At 63.8% G+C, this 14168-nt stretch carries 14 protein-coding genes; 7 read left to right on the forward strand and 7 right to left on the reverse strand.

Going from position 1 to position 14168, the window contains the following annotated elements:
* The first annotated feature begins 13 nt into the window (after window positions 1-13).
* Together VGH98_01615 and VGH98_01620 are read left to right on the forward strand one after the other, a co-directional pair.
* Window positions 14-1972, forward strand: a complete 1959-nt coding sequence (locus VGH98_01615; protein HEY2374648.1) for a serine/threonine-protein kinase — start codon at window positions 14-16, stop codon at window positions 1970-1972.
* Window positions 1973-2048: 76 nt separating this feature from the next.
* Window positions 2049-3281 (forward strand): putative glycoside hydrolase, encoded by a 1233-nt coding sequence (locus VGH98_01620; protein HEY2374649.1) that lies wholly within the window; start codon window positions 2049-2051, stop codon window positions 3279-3281.
* A 39-nt stretch (window positions 3282-3320) separates the two neighbouring features.
* Here VGH98_01620 and VGH98_01625 read toward each other — a convergent pair whose 3' ends face one another.
* Both VGH98_01625 and VGH98_01630 read right to left on the reverse strand, forming a co-directional pair.
* Window positions 3321-4148, reverse strand: a complete 828-nt coding sequence (locus VGH98_01625; protein ID HEY2374650.1) for an alpha/beta fold hydrolase — start codon at window positions 4146-4148, stop codon at window positions 3321-3323.
* Window positions 4149-4247: 99 nt separating this feature from the next.
* Entirely contained in the window at window positions 4248-4619 is a 372-nt protein-coding gene (locus tag VGH98_01630) for a hypothetical protein (protein ID HEY2374651.1), read from the reverse strand.
* A gap of 363 nt (window positions 4620-4982) precedes the next feature.
* Here VGH98_01630 and VGH98_01635 point away from each other — a divergent pair, with 363 nt between their 5' ends.
* From VGH98_01635 to VGH98_01650, 4 genes are all read left to right on the forward strand, one after another.
* Window positions 4983-6005 (forward strand): hypothetical protein, encoded by a 1023-nt coding sequence (locus VGH98_01635; protein HEY2374652.1) that lies wholly within the window; start codon window positions 4983-4985, stop codon window positions 6003-6005.
* A gap of 86 nt (window positions 6006-6091) precedes the next feature.
* A complete protein-coding gene (locus tag VGH98_01640) occupies window positions 6092-6910 on the forward strand; it encodes an alpha/beta fold hydrolase (GenBank protein HEY2374653.1) in 819 nt (272 codons plus the stop codon).
* A gap of 138 nt (window positions 6911-7048) precedes the next feature.
* Window positions 7049-8227, forward strand: a complete 1179-nt coding sequence (locus tag VGH98_01645) for a DEAD/DEAH box helicase (GenBank protein ID HEY2374654.1) — start codon at window positions 7049-7051, stop codon at window positions 8225-8227.
* Between the two features lie 80 nt (window positions 8228-8307).
* The gene (locus tag VGH98_01650) at window positions 8308-10077 is read left to right on the forward strand and encodes a glycosyltransferase family 39 protein (protein HEY2374655.1); all 1770 of its coding nucleotides are present in this window, start codon (window positions 8308-8310) and stop codon (window positions 10075-10077) included.
* On the opposite strand, the gene VGH98_01655 is transcribed toward VGH98_01650, so the two are convergent.
* The 5 genes from VGH98_01655 to VGH98_01675 all read right to left on the reverse strand — a co-directional run bounded on the left by VGH98_01655 (window position 10043) and on the right by VGH98_01675 (window position 13754).
* Window positions 10043-11299, reverse strand: coding sequence for a glycogen-binding domain-containing protein (locus VGH98_01655; protein ID HEY2374656.1), 1257 nt, complete (start codon window positions 11297-11299; stop codon window positions 10043-10045). The genes VGH98_01650 and VGH98_01655 overlap by 35 nt on opposite strands.
* Before the next feature lie 4 nt (window positions 11300-11303).
* Window positions 11304-11975 carry a hypothetical protein gene (locus VGH98_01660; protein HEY2374657.1) on the reverse strand — a complete coding sequence of 224 codons (672 nt, stop codon included), beginning with the start codon at window positions 11973-11975 and terminating at the stop codon, window positions 11304-11306.
* Window positions 11972-12577 (reverse strand): isoamylase early set domain-containing protein, encoded by a 606-nt coding sequence (locus VGH98_01665; protein ID HEY2374658.1) that lies wholly within the window; start codon window positions 12575-12577, stop codon window positions 11972-11974. Before VGH98_01665 ends, VGH98_01660 begins: the two co-directional genes overlap by 4 nt.
* Entirely contained in the window at window positions 12570-13109 is a 540-nt protein-coding gene (locus VGH98_01670; GenBank protein ID HEY2374659.1) for an RNA polymerase sigma factor, read from the reverse strand. The genes VGH98_01665 and VGH98_01670 overlap by 8 nt, the downstream gene beginning before the upstream one ends.
* A 231-nt stretch (window positions 13110-13340) precedes the next feature.
* On the reverse strand, window positions 13341-13754 hold the full coding sequence (locus VGH98_01675; protein HEY2374660.1) for a prepilin-type N-terminal cleavage/methylation domain-containing protein: 414 nt from the start codon (window positions 13752-13754) through the stop codon (window positions 13341-13343).
* 162 nt (window positions 13755-13916) lie between these two features.
* On the opposite strand from VGH98_01675, the gene VGH98_01680 reads away from it, so the two are divergent.
* A complete protein-coding gene (locus VGH98_01680; protein ID HEY2374661.1) occupies window positions 13917-14153 on the forward strand; it encodes a hypothetical protein in 237 nt (78 codons plus the stop codon).
* The last annotated feature ends 15 nt before the right edge of the window (window positions 14154-14168 follow it).

Genomic DNA, 14168 nt, shown 5'->3' on the forward strand with positions numbered 1-14168 from the left:
GGTATCACGCATCGTGACCGATTACTTGCACGACCGCGTCGTCGCCGCGGTGGGCGATCAGTACCTGATCGAGGCAGAGATCGGCCGCGGCGGCATGGCCGCCGTCTTTCGTGCGCTCGATCTGAGGCTGCATCGACGCGTCGCGATCAAGGCGCTGCCGCCGGAACTGGCGTTCAACGCTGACGTTCGCACGCGGTTTCTGCGTGAGGCTCAGACGGCGGCGCAGCTCAGCCATCCGAACATCGTTCCGATCTACACCGTCGACGAGCGAGGCGGCGTCGTCTTCTTCGTCATGGCGCTGGTCGACGGCGAAAGTCTCGCCGGGCGGCTCTCGAGGCAACCGCGACTTTCTATCGATGCCGTTCGACGCATCCTCAGCGAAGTCGCCGACGCGCTCGATTACGCGCACGCGTGCGGGGTCGTCCATCGCGACATCAAGCCGGACAACATCCTGCTCGATCGGACGACCGGCCGCGCGCTCGTTACCGATTTCGGCATCGCGCGAGCGGCGGCCGGCGACGCTCGCCTGACGCAGACTGGCGTTGCGGTGGGCACGCCGGCGTACATGTCGCCCGAGCAGGCAATGGGCGAGCGCGAGCTCGACGGCCGAAGCGATCAGTACTCGTTAGGTATCGTCGGATATCAGATGCTGGTGGGGCAAACGCCGTTCAAGGCGGCGAACACGCCGGCGATGCTGGTGAAGCATCTGTCCGAGATTCCGCGCCCGGTGTACGAAAGCCGTCCGGATGTTCCGGTGCAGCTCGCGTCCGCGATCGATCGGGCGTTGTCGAAAAAGCCCGAAGATCGCTGGCCGAGCGCCGGCGCGTTTCGGGATGCCGCGGTGGCAACGAGCAGCGCGCCAGCGCCCGCGCCGAGTGCTCCGCCGCCTGCGCTCGCGGCACCGATGCCTAACGGCTCCGGCCGAGCTGATCTGCTCCGACCGGGTGAAACGATGCGCCGCGTCATGATGCTTGGCGACGACGTACTGCCTGCGCTTCCGGCGTCGCCGATCGGCATGAGCCGGCGAGAGTGGAAGGACTGGGCTCGTCAGCAACGGCGAATGGCTCGCGATCTGGCGCGGGGCGCCATTTCCTCGGCGGCGGAAGCGGTCGACGAAAGTGGGGTGCGTTGGTACGCCATCGAGCGCCGCGTGCTACGCTTCCGACGGCGTTTGGTACAGACCCTTGTACTCGTTCCTGCGCTGTTTGCCATCAACTTCGCGATGCAAGGGTTTCCCTGGTTCATCTTTCCGTCGATTTTCCTTCTGCTCTCCTTGCTGACGAACGCGGGAAATCTCTGGGCGGACGGCATCAGTCCCGTGGACGCCTTACGAGGTGGTTGGCGCGACCGAATCCGCGCTTCACTCGGTGTTTCGCCCCTCCCTGCCCGGGCCCCCGTCCCTGCTCTGCCGCTGCGGTCAGCGGCGGATGCGGCTGCCGCGATAGTCCCGCCGGACGTGCTGGCCGGCGCGCACGGCAGTGTGGTTCGACGAGCCGTCGCCGACAGCGCCCAGATACGTGATATCATTAGCAAGTTGTCACAGCTCGAGCGTGAGATGCTGCCCGACGTCGCGCCTACTATCGACGGACTCGTCGAGCGCGTCGCGTCGTTGGCCGTAACGCTGCATCGGCTCGATGCCGACGTCAGCGGAACCTCGCTCGGCGCGCTCGACGAGCGTATCGCTCATGCCGAGCGCGACACTCGTGACGCGGACAACGATCGGCGCCTTGCCTTGCTTCGCCGGCAGCGCACGACGCTGCACGATCTCCTCGAGCGACGCCGGACGCTGCTCGATCAGATGGAGAGTGCGAGTCTCACACTTCAGAATCTCAAGCTCGATCTGCTGAAGCTTCGCTCCGCCGGCGTTGGTTCGGCGCTCGAGGACGTGACCAGCGCGACGAGAGAAGCACGCGCGCTTTCTCGCGACATTGGGCATCTACTCGATGCAGCGGACGACGTTCGCAAACTGTGAAACGTGCGTCGCGCTCGCGAACGCAGGGGCGCGAATTGTGTAGAACGAGACGTCCTCGCACCTTTCCCAGAACTCTGTGCGCCTTCGCGTAATTCGAACTTCACTCATCGGGCTCGCCGTTGCCGGCGCTTGCACGGGGTCGGACGTGCGCGCGCATCCCGAAGGCGCTCCCTCGCCCGAAGGCGCGGGTGCATCACCGAAGGACAGCGTCGTCGCGCACCGGGACAGCGTCGTCATCCCCGACTCGATTCGTCGTCCGCCAGCACCGCTCGTTGCAACGCCGAATCCGGTCCGGGGGCTGTACGTGAATCGCTGGGCCGCGATCGGCGATCGCATGTGGCAATTGATCGACGTTGCCAAGCGCACTGAGGTCAATGCGCTCGTCATCGATGTCAAAGACGATCGCGGCCTCGCGCTCTATCACTCACAAGTTCCGCTCGCGAAGGAGATCGGCGCGGACACGACACGGCCAATGTCGTATCGCCGATTGCGCGCCGTTCTCGATACGCTGCGCGCGCACGACATCTATCCAATAGCGCGTATTGTCGTCGCCAAGGATCCATTGCTCGCGGCGGCGAAGCCCGAATGGTCCATTAAACGAAAGCGCGACAGTCTGCCCTGGCTCGACAAGAACAATCGTCCATGGCTCGACCCGACTCATCCCGGGGTGTGGAAGTACGCCGGCGATCTCGCGGCCGAAGCGGTGAATCTTGGATTCAGTGAAGTGCAATTCGACTACGTCCGCTTTCCGGACGAGGACCGATTGATTCGTGAGGCGTATTTCCCGCTCATGAATGGCCGTGTCCGCGCGCGGGTCATTCACGATCAGCTCAGTTATTTGCACACGCTCATCAAGCCGCTCAAGGTTCCGATGACGATCGACGTGTTTGGTTTGAGCGCGACCGACACGACCGACATGGGAATTGGCCAGAAATGGGAGATGTTCGTCGATCAGGTCGACGTCGTGCTTCCGATGGACTACCCCTCCCACTTCGCGCCCGGCACCTTCGGGCTCGGCAACCCGAATGCTCACCCGTACGCGACGCTCGGGCATGCGCTCCGAGATGCGAAGAATCGCAGCGCCGGCATCCCTAACGCCGCGCGCATCGTGCCCTGGTATCAGGCCTTCACGTTAGGCGCACCGCGCTATGGCGTAGCAGAAATACTGGCTCAAATCCGCGCCGGCCACGACAACGGCATCGACAGCTGGATGCTCTGGAATCCAGGGAGCAAATACGCCGTGGATGCATTGAAGCTTCAGGCGGACAGCGCAACTGCGGTGAGCGCACCCGACCGCCGGCGGAACTGAGCAACAGCGCGACTGCGGTGCCTCCACCAGTTGCGCGGTTCAGCTTTTTCTAATCAATAGCTCCGCGATCGCGTCTCCGACTTTTGCCGGCGCATCCTCGGGCGAGAAGTGACTCGCCGTCGGAATGACCTCGAGAGTTGCTCCTGGAATCGCGTCCTGCAAACGGTGCCCGATGTCGGGAGGGAGAAAGGGATCGTGCCGGCCCCAGACGATGGAAGTTGGAGCAATGATCTCCTTCAGCCGCGGCGCGACGGCGACGGTGTCCGTGGCATCGAGCGCGATAAGGTGCTCCATAAAGGCATTTCGGCCGTCGGCGCTGGCGAACGGACGCACGTAGAGCTCTATCGATCTGACTCCCCGATCGTGATCCTGATAGCCGCGCAGCAGATCGCTGCGCAGGACTGAAAGCAGCCAAGTGGCAGGAAGATGTCGAGTCAATGGCAGCATGGCGCGCGCAAGCTTCACGTCGCGCGTGGGCCATTCCTTGAACGCGACCGAATCAACCAGGCATAGCCGGGACACCCGCTGCGGATAACGCACCGCGAGCCACTGCGCGATTCCGCCACCAATGTCATGTCCCACAACGCAGGCGTAGTTGATCCCGAGCAGATCCAGCAACTCGATTACTCGGTCCGCGTGCGCCCGAATGCCTACGGGCCGGCCGAGGGGACGATCGCTGCGCCCGTATCCGAGCAAGTCGACGACGACGACGCGGTGGCCTGTTGGAACGAGCGGAACGACGTCGCTCCAGAGATGACCCGACGTCGGGAATCCGTGGAGAAAGACAACGGGCTCGCCCGCTCCCCGCGTGCCAGCCGCGTAGTAGTAAATGCGAACGCCGTTCAGGTCGACGAACTCACCGCGCATGCAATAAAAAAGCGACGGGCTGCCGACACCGGCAGCCCGTCGTCACCATTTCGCCGTGCTAAAGGGAGCGCGCGCAAGCGCGCGCGACCCAAATAAGCCTTACTGGCCCTGGGGCCGGCGATTCTGCATCGCCTGACGCATATCCTCGTAGTTCTTGTCGAAGACCTTTTTTTGGTCGTCCGTCAGGATCGCCTTGAGCTCGTCGCGCTGCTTCTCATTAAGCTCGCGGCTCTTGGCGCGCATCTCCTGCTGATCGCCACCGCCGGAACGGAGCGCCTGCATCTGCTCACGATACTTCGCCTGGATCGAATCGGACTTCGCCTGCTGGGCAGGCGTGAGCGTGATGTCCTTGTACAGCGCGGCAGCCATGTTTCGGCGCCCGCCCTGCTGCTGGCCATCCTGCGCTTGCGCGACGGTCGTCACGCCGAGGAACATCGCAACGGCCATAATCGCCAACCGGACTGTCTTCATGGGGTCTCCTAAAGTGGGGTAGTTAAAACGCCACGCGTTCGACCGGCGGCCGCCGGCCTGATGGGTGCGCCAATGCCACCGCGTAGGTAAACCGGATGGACCATTTCTGTGCATGTGGCCCCTAGCGCATGGTTCGAAAACTGCTATGCTTAGCCGCCCTCAGCAGGGCGGTTTCCTCGTTCTGCGACGCCGTAGTACCGGACACTCGAGCATGTCGCGAGCGCCCCAGTGACTTTGCCGCCGCCGAGCACTACCGCCACACCTTCGATTTCGCCGCTCCCGGCACCGGCCGTTCTTACGCCGGTCCGCTTTCCGCTGAGTTGGCTACTGGAACATGCGTCCGCGCCCGTTCGCTATCGGGCGATGACGGAAGTAGCTCGCCTACCATCGCAGTCTGCCGACCGACTTTCGTTCCTTCCCTTTACGCACCGGCCCGCGCTGATGTTGGCGATGCTGCAGGCGTCCGACGGCACATGGAACCACAGCATGTTGACCGTTCCAGCGCTGCGCGCGGAGCAATTCGAGGAGGTCGGGACGATCAGCGCGGTGCGCCGCCTGCTCGAGTACGGCTGGGACAAGGATACTCCGCCATTGTTGTTGGCGCGCCGCGTTCTCTTTCGATTGCTCGCCGAGGACGAGGATCCGGAGTGGTTGTTCGAGTTTGGCGTGAAGGGAGGGGCAGGCACCGTGGACGAGGACCTCGCGCGACGCGGCCGCGCGATCTTGCGCGAAGCCGCAGCCGCGGCACTGGCGCAGGCTGGTTACGAGGGTGACCCGCGATTGCGCGGCGCGGCGAAGCGAATCATCGAGCGGATCGCGGGCTATCTGCGTTCGCCGCTGGCGCAAAAGCCATTCGTACGCGTCGCGAATCAGCACGTCTTGGCGCCGGAGGCCGCGCCGCCATCGATCTTCGCGTTGCTCATGCTCGCGTACATGCCGCTGTTCCGCACGGAGCATCATGACGCGATGGATCGCCTGTACCAGCACCTCGGACAGGTCTTGCCGCGTCAGGAGCCTTTCCAGCTCTGTGGCAAGAAGGTCATGGAACAGCCTCATCTCGTGCTTGGTGATTTGCTCCCGAATCGCAACATCGCCGACGCTGACGTTCCCTTCGCGATGATGTGGCTCGAGCTTGTTGCGCGTCTCGGCTTCCTCCGTCGCAACGAGAACTGGTCGAAACTGTTTGACCGTTTTCTCGATGACCGCGATCAGGAAGGGATCTGGCACCCGCACAAGGGAACGAGCATTGCGCGGTCGGCGAATCCGGTGGTGTGGCCCGTCTATCCGCTGGAGGAGAGTCAGTCCGGCGACGAGCGCTGGACGGATATCACGTTCCGGCTCGGTCTCATCGCGCGCGTGACCGGTCGAACGATCGAGATCGCCTAACGACGGTCGGGTTGGCGTTGCGCGTGCGAGGACGACTAGGTCCGTCGGCCATGTATCCTGCCGGCGTGAGCGCGATTGAGCAGAGAATGATCGCGCTTCCGAGCGGCTTGCGCCTCCGCGTTCTCGAGTCGGGCGCATCGACGGCGGAGCCCGTGCTCCTGATTCACGGCTGGGGTGCCTGCGTCTACACGTTTCGATTCACGCTCGAGGCGCTGGCGCGCGCCGGTCGGCGAGCGTTGGCCTTCGATCTTCGCGGCCACGGCCTGTCCGACAAGCCGGTTGGCCGCAACGAATACGCGACCGACGAGCTACTCGGCGATGTGCGCGAGCTGATGGAGACTCTCGGCGTCGCGCGGACGGACGTCCTCGGTCATTCTCTCGGCGGCAGCCTTGCCCTTCGCTTCGCGCTCGCGCATCCCTCTCGCGTTAGGCGACTCGCGCTGGCGGCGCCGGTCGGTATCGCCAGCGTGCCCCTTCGCTCGATGGCACGTGTTCTCGCGCCGAGTTTCACGGATCGCTTCGCGCGTTATTTGCCGCCACGGTGGCTTACCGGCATCCTGCTCCGGGGTGCCTACGGTGATCCCAGCCGGCTGACCGAGAGAACGGTCGACGAGTATTGGGCGCCGTCGCAGTTCGGCGAGTACTACCGCGCGGTTCGAGCGCTGCTCGATCGCTACACATGGGCGCCCCTCCTCCCGCGGGATCTTTCAAAGGTTACTCAACCAACGTTGGTGATCACCGGCTCGGCCGATCGTCTCATACATGGTGCGGAGCGAGGCGCGGCAGTGATTCCCAACGCGAAGGTGGTGTCAATCGCGGGTGCGGGTCACCTCGGGATCGAAGAATGCGCGGAGGAGTTCAATGAGGTACTCGTGCGCTTTTTTGGCGGTGAAAGATTTTTGTAGCGCTAAGTAGCACAACGGGTTAGATTGATCTGTCCATGTTTCCGGGGCGCCGCTGCGCCCCGTGGGTGAGAAAGCGTCGGTCCCGGGACACAGCGTGATCCTGGGTGTGCGGCCCCGACGCGATGCGAGTTGGAGTCAATGGCAACAGCGACAATCGAAGCAGAAACGATCGAGTCCGCAGCGGCGTTTGGGGCCCTCGGACTCGGCGGCGAAGTCCTCGGGGCGGTTCGCGATGCGGGCTACATCGAGCCGACGCCCATTCAAAGTCAGGCAATTCCGCTCATACTGAAGGGCCGCGACGTCATGGGCCTGGCTCAGACGGGCACCGGCAAGACCGCCGCATTCACTCTCCCGATCATCGAGCGGCTTGCGGGCGGACCGAGGCGGACGCGTGTCCTCATCTTGACGCCGACCCGCGAACTGTGCGTTCAGGTCGAGGCGAGCTTCAGGAAATACGCTCGTTATGCGCCGGTCGCAGTGGCATCGGTATACGGCGGCGTGCCGCTGGACCCGCAGGAAAAGCAACTGCGCGCTGGCGTCGACGTCGTCGTCGCGACGCCCGGCCGACTGATCGATCATCTGGAACGGCAGAACGTTTCGTTCGACGATCTCGAGGTCCTGGTGCTCGACGAGGCGGATCGCATGCTCGACATGGGATTCGCGCCGCAGATCAGCCGCGTCGTGAGCAACGTTCCGCCGTATCGGCAAACGCTCTTGTTCAGCGCAACGATGCCGCCCGAAGTGGAGGCGCTCGCGCGGAAGTACCTGCGAAAGCCGGTCGTAGTCCAGGTCGGACGCCGCTCCGCAGCAGCAAATACGGTGAAGCACTACGTCTATCCGGTGCCGCGCGAGCGCAAAAGCGCGTTACTCGCGGACCTGCTGAAGCGCGAGGCGATGGAATCGGTGCTCGTCTTCACGCGCACGAAGCACGGAGCGGACCGGGTCGTTAGGCATCTCGAGCGGGATGGGATTCAGGCGATGGCGATGCACGCCGACAAGACGCAATCGCAGCGGACGCGCGCGCTCGAGGATTTCAAGTCCGGACGTGTGCGCGTGCTCGTCGCGACCGATATCGCGCAGCGCGGCCTCGACATCTCGGGGATCACGCATGTCATCAACTACGATGTGCCGCAGCAAGCCGAGGACTATGTCCATCGCATCGGGCGCACTGGTCGCGCGGCGAGCGAGGGCGACGCGTTCACCTTCATGTCGCCCGACGAAATCGCGATGGTGCGTACCATCGAGCGTGTGATCGGACAGGAGATTCCGCGGATTTCTGTTCCCGGCTTCGATTTCGGTACCGTCGCCGCCGACTGATCGTGCCGTGAAGAATCAGTGCCTGCGCGTCACCGCGCCGGCATTGACCAGTTCCGGGCCTGGCTCGTCCTCAGAGAGCCATGCTCGGACTCTCGCCCTGGATCGCGCTCGCTGCGTTCGCACTCGCCGTGCTCGCCGTGCGGCTTCTTCCGTCGGTCAACGCGACCGGCATTGAGCGAGCACTAAACAGCCGCTGGGCGCCGCTCGTCGCCGGCCTTGCTTCTGGCGTCGTGTCGTGGTGGCTGTGGGGCTCGCTTTCGCGAACGCCAGTGATTCACGACGAGTCCGCGTATCTCTTGCAGGCGCAGCTGTTCGCGCATCTTCGGTGGACGGGCGCGGCGCCGCCGATTCCGGAGTTCTTCGAGCAGCTGCATGTGCTCGTCGACGGCGCGCTCGCCTCGAAGTATCCGCCCGGCAACTCGCTCGTGCTCACGCTTGGTGTGCTCTTGGGCGTTCCCGGTCTGCCGGTTGTTCTTCTGAATGCGTCTGCCGGCGCCCTGATGTATGTGCTGGCGCGTCGCATCTCTGGAGGCGTGGTTGCTCTCTTCACGTGGGTGGTGTGGCAATCGTCGTTTCCCGACATCTATTACCACGCCAACTACATGTCGGAGAGCGTGACCGGACTAACGTGGCTTATGACGTGGTGGGGGATTCTTCGATGGCGCGATGGCGACGGGCGTAGATGGCTCGTCGTTGCCGCTGCCGCCGTCGCGTGGTGCATGATAACACGCCCGGTGACCGGCCTCGCACTCGGCATGGTCGCGATGAGTGTCGTCTCATGGCGCTGCCGAAGGACTCGCGCGTGGCCGGACCTCGTGCCGGCGGTGAGCGCCGCCGCATTCATTCTCGCGATCATCCCGCTCTGGAGCTGGCGCACGACTGGCGACCCACGAGTCATGCCACTGACGTACTACACAAAAACCTACGTGCCATTCGACAAACCCGGCTTCGCCTCGGGCGCTGACGATCGGCCGAGTGCACGATTGCCGCGCGATCTCCTCCGCATCCAGTACGCGTTCTATCAAGAGCATCTGCGCCACACGATTGCGAACCTGCCGAAAATCGCGTGGGCGCGAATCACGATGCTCGATCGCGACGCCTTCTACGAATGGCGCGGCGGATTGCGTCTCTTCGCGCTCCTTGGTCTGCTCGCGCTGAGCGTCGAGGGATGGATCGCGCTCGTCGCCTTCATCGCGCAATTCGTTCTCTATCTCTCCTACGCGCACCCCGCGTGGTGGACGATGTACTACGTGGAGTGCACCCCGGTTCTTGCCTTCATTACCGCGTTGGGCATGACGCGAGTACTCGCTTCCGTGTACCGAGCGAAGCCCGTCGGAAGCGTCGCGCTTCCAAGGAGCCTAACGCGGACAGTCGCCGCGATGCGAATGGCGCTGGCTTCGCCGGCGGCCACCGACGGTCGGCGGTTGGCGACCGCGGCCCTCGTCATCGCCGCCGTGGGTCTCGTTGCGACCGGCGCGGTCACGCGACAGGTCAAGGTGACGCTGGGGCAGGACCACTCCTTCTACGACGCATTCGCGCAACTCGTCAGGCAGATTCCCGAGAAGCAGGCGATCGTGTTCGTTCGCTACACCGACAAGCATCCGGACGGGTTGAGTCTGGTGCGGAACGTTCCGGACCTCGACCAGGCGCCGGTGTGGACGGTGTACGACCGGGGTGAAGACAACGCGCGATTGATGGCGCTGGCTCCAGATCGCGCACCTTACCTCTTCGACGAGAAGAGCTGGAGCCTCAAGCCACTGAATGAGCCACGCCGACAGGAGCTGTCTCGCTCCAGGGCGCCGACCGCCGACTCGCTCAGGGTACTACAAGCAGGCCAACGTCGCCGTTGAAGCTGTCGCGACGCGTCGGCAATCCCGGCGGCGCGAGCCACGCACCACCGTCGAGACGCACGTTGATCTCGTGCACGCCGGCAGATACCGGAAGCGTGATATCCCAGATATCGCGGCCGCGGCGCATCAGCACGAGCGGCGTCCAGTCACTAAAGTCTCCCATCACTTCGACGGTCTCCACGCCGCCCACGCGAACCGTAAGCTTCTGCGTGCCTGTCGCGAGCGAACGAACCTCGAACTCGCGAACGGCGGCCAGCGTCCTCGGCGCAACCGGAACGGTGTTCCGTGGAATCGAGCTGGTCGAAAGCATCATCCCGAAGTTGGCGTAGTTGCGGGCGGGTAGGCCGCGCGACGGATTTGCTGGAACGCGCCCGCCTCCCATGACCGCCGCGATTCGGTTCGTGAGCCACACGACTGCCGTTCCCGCTGCCCAACGACGCGAATCCGGTGTTACGTCGTACGAGTCGCCGAATCGATAGCCGGCCTGGCCGGTGAGCTCGAGCCAGCCGAACGCCCAGTTCACCGACCCTTCGACGTCGCTGAAGCGCGATTGCCGACGACAATCGTTGACCGAATTCGTCGCGGAAGAGGCGCTCAGCGACGATCCACTGGCGCTCGTGATGGCAAGCGGATCGCTGTGCGTTCCGCACGTCTCGGTCGCGCCTGACGAGTCACGCGTCGCGGCGACTTTCGTAAAGAAGAAATTCGTGAAGGTCCCGCTCAGCATCGCATCGCCGAGCTTCGTCCATGCGCCTGCGCCAGTGACGTCCACGGCGGAGACAACCGCGATACGCCAAGGACGCGCAACACCGCCCCCGAACCAGATGCCGCTATTCTGGGAGAACAGCATGTGCAGCCGAGCCTGCGCATCCACCTGGTCATTCTCGAGTGATTGATCGAAGAATGCTCGGCTGGCATTGCCAATCACTTCTGCACGGAAGTGGTTGTTATAGACGGGCGAGAGCAAGGTGCCGGAGATCGTGCCGTCGGCAATTTGCCACTGCTGGCCGGTGAGCCACGCAGATCCGTGCGCCGCGAGCGCGAGGTAAGGGAGATCGACGCGAATGCCGGGAGCGACGCTGAACACACTCGACGGCACCTCGCCATCCTGTTGCGTCATGATCGAGCCGGCTTCGACCTTCGACGCGATCTGTGCCAACGCTCCTTGTGGAGCGAGCAGCACAAACGTGAGTGCGGCGATCGCGGCCTTCGGCTCGGTCATGAACCTACGAGCTCGGGTTATCCGGCTCCTGTGACGCTGGCGGTAGTTTGTTTCCGGGCGCCACATGGCTGGGAATCTCGCGCATGCGTTGCGCTAGCGCGGTCCCCGGATTCTGCCCAGAATGTATGTCTTCGTCGACGCTTTTCCACAACCCGTAGATGTCAGATTCTCCTGCGCCGCGAGACCAAAGTTGCAGTATGGCCGAGGACGCCTCCGGAATCGCGACACCGCGCTGAATGAGATCGGTGAGTGTGACGAGGGCGCGGAGCAACGGCCGACCGTTTCGATCACCACGGAATTTCGCGAGTCCCTCGAGGGGAACGCCGGCCTGCAACGCCGACGCTGCCGCAGTCCACTCCGACTCGTTCAACGTCGATCCGAGCGCGACTCGCACGTCCAACTCCGTGCGGAATTGCGCACGAACCGCCGCGATGATGTGGCGATTGTCCACGTGCTTCGCTTGTCCCTCGAGCGCCTTGAGCATCAAGGGCCGATAGGGAACACCGGACACACGGGCGGAGTCGATGATGACCTCGACGGTGAAGCGCGTCTGCGGATCGAGGCGCGAGAGCGGGTCGGGGTCCTGAGCGAGGAGCGCAAGCGGTTGTAACGCTCCCAGCACCATCGTGGCAGCGCAGACGACTACGCGAGAAGCTTTCGAGCGCACCAGCGTCACGATGCGGATCCTCCGACGAGGACGACCGAATTTGGCGCACCGAGACCGTCCTCGGGAGCCAGTGGTGCCGTCGGATCGGCGACCCACTGGGTGGTACCATTCGCGCCGTTGACCACAAAGGCGTAGATGTGCCGCCCCGGCTGGAGTGGAATAGCAACGCTCCACGTCCCACCGGTCGGTGTACGAGTCATCGGAGTTGCCTGCGCGTCCCAATTGTTGAAGTCCCCGACCACGGAGACGGTGGATGCATGGGGCGCGACGAGCACGAACTTGATGACTGTATCATGAAGTGCGAGCGGGGGCCGACGATCGACAACGACTCCAGGCCGTCCGGTCTCAATCAGACCGCCCCGATCGATAGCGAAATGTCCAACGAAAGCGCCGACGCCGATGAGTCCTGCGGCGAGCGCGGCACCGACGATTGGTGAGAGCGGAAGCGAGCGCGGCTCGATCAGCCAACGCCAGCGCGCGAAGCGAACGGTTGGCCGAGTTTCGAGACGGACGCGCGCCATCACGCGCTCGACCGCCGTCGGATCGACGACGACCGCGCGTCGTGCTTCGCGCGCTATCCAATCCACATAAGGGTCGACTTGATCAGTCATCTCGGATTCGCTCCCATCGCTCGCGCAGCCTATCGCACGCGCGCTTGACCCGCATTTTGAGGGCCGATACACCGGCGCCGGTGAGCGCCGCCATCTCTTCGTAGCTCAACTCCTCGACGTACTTCAACAAGAACGCTTCACGCAACAGCGGATCCAGTTCGTTTAAAACACGCTGAACAAACTCCTCGTCTTCACCAGACCACGCCGGCCTCTTGTCTGGCGCGTTCAGCAACAATGCTTCCTCACGTACGAACACGCGCTCGCGGTGCGCCCGGCGAGCTGCGATACTGCGGCACTGATTAACGAGGATCCGGTATAACCACGCGCTGAACCGGTCTCGTTCCTGATACCGACCCAGCGCTCGATACGCGCGAAGGAAAGTCGACTGTAAAGCATCCTCCGCGTCGTCGCGGTTGCCCAGCATGCGGATCGCAAAGCGCGCGCATCGATCATAGTACCGATCGACGAGCTTCGCGTATGCATCAACGTCGCCAGACAGCACGCGCTGCACGTCGGCGGCATCGTCGCTCATGTCCTTTGCTATAACCCACCCCCTCCGCGCGTAAGTCACATCACGCGTTTGCTCTAATGAACAACATCCCGCCGCGAGCTCGCTCGCTGGCCCTCGTGAGCAGCTCATACGGAGTCGATCGCCCTGGTTGCGCGCGATCCGGTGACGGACGTCACGTTTCGCACTCGACTAATCCGCAAATTGTGGCGCGTTCCCGTTTGAGGGTAGCCGTTACCGCGCGCGGGTGCCCACTCAGTAGCGGAGCCGCCCAAGCCTCGATACGAAGAGGGTCTCGGCGAAGCGGCCACGGAGTGCGACGAGGCTCAGGTTCGCCGCGCCAACCCCCAATCCGCGTGCATCGAATGCCATCGAGTCTCGAGTTGCCGTGAGGCGGACGCGATATCCCTGACCAAGCTCGCGGCGAACGAGCAGCTCGCTGTCCGCGAGCGCCTCGATCGTCGCCCGCGACGTGTCGATGAGGACCGCGATCGGTGCCCTGCGATAGATCGCGGCTTGACGCGCCGAGAGAAAGAGCGCCGCCGCGTCGGCTGTCGCGGCGTGCACGGCTGCACGGTCGGCGGCGGCGGAGATTCGCAACACCGCGAGGCCAAGGAGCACACCCAGGACTGCGAGGACGACGAGGAGCTCGGCCAGCGTGAACGCCATGCGCCGCGTAGGATGAAGGTCGGCCGCGTTCGGTGCAGAGCGTTGACTCCAATTTTCTGGAGGCATGCGCCCACACTACATCTCGCTCGATTGGCGCCGACATCTGGACGACGCGATCGGAAGCAATTCGCCGCGGTCAGAACACGCGTAACCACCGCCACCATGCGACGACTCTGCCTGCTCCTTTCGACCATTCTCCTCGCCTCCTGCCGCGATCCGCGGGCGGAGGCGAACATCGCCGAGGCAATGATCCAGGTCGGTACGGAGGTCAGTGCGCTGCGGCAAGACTATGCGACGTTGCAGGACCAGGTCGATTCGCTACGTGGTGTCGTCGCTCGACAGGACACGCTCATCACCCGACTCGCATCGCTCGCGAATATGCCGATACCGCCGCGATAATCTGCTTCTCGCTGG

It is taken from the genome of Gemmatimonadaceae bacterium, from assembly GCA_036496605.1.
In the GTDB taxonomy this organism is placed as follows: Bacteria; Gemmatimonadota; Gemmatimonadetes; order Gemmatimonadales; family Gemmatimonadaceae; genus AG2.

What these genes read in the sequence shown, in the direction of transcription:
- VGH98_01625 (HEY2374650.1), bottom strand. Translation starts at nt 4,148, where the DNA reads ATGCGCGGTGAGTTCGTCGACCTGAACGGCGTTCGCATTTACTACTAC.
- VGH98_01630 (HEY2374651.1), bottom strand. Translation starts at nt 4,619, where the DNA reads ATGAAGACAGTCCGGTTGGCGATTATGGCCGTTGCGATGTTCCTCGGC.
- VGH98_01635 (HEY2374652.1), top strand. Translation starts at nt 4,983, where the DNA reads ATGACGGAAGTAGCTCGCCTACCATCGCAGTCTGCCGACCGACTTTCG.
- VGH98_01640 (HEY2374653.1), top strand. Translation starts at nt 6,092, where the DNA reads ATGATCGCGCTTCCGAGCGGCTTGCGCCTCCGCGTTCTCGAGTCGGGC.
- VGH98_01645 (HEY2374654.1), top strand. Translation starts at nt 7,049, where the DNA reads ATGGCAACAGCGACAATCGAAGCAGAAACGATCGAGTCCGCAGCGGCG.
- VGH98_01650 (HEY2374655.1), top strand. Translation starts at nt 8,308, where the DNA reads ATGCTCGGACTCTCGCCCTGGATCGCGCTCGCTGCGTTCGCACTCGCC.
- VGH98_01655 (HEY2374656.1), bottom strand. Translation starts at nt 11,299, where the DNA reads ATGACCGAGCCGAAGGCCGCGATCGCCGCACTCACGTTTGTGCTGCTC.
- VGH98_01665 (HEY2374658.1), bottom strand. Translation starts at nt 12,577, where the DNA reads ATGACTGATCAAGTCGACCCTTATGTGGATTGGATAGCGCGCGAAGCA.
- VGH98_01670 (HEY2374659.1), bottom strand. Translation starts at nt 13,109, where the DNA reads ATGAGCGACGATGCCGCCGACGTGCAGCGCGTGCTGTCTGGCGACGTT.
- VGH98_01675 (HEY2374660.1), bottom strand. Translation starts at nt 13,754, where the DNA reads ATGGCGTTCACGCTGGCCGAGCTCCTCGTCGTCCTCGCAGTCCTGGGT.
- VGH98_01680 (HEY2374661.1), top strand. Translation starts at nt 13,917, where the DNA reads ATGCGACGACTCTGCCTGCTCCTTTCGACCATTCTCCTCGCCTCCTGC.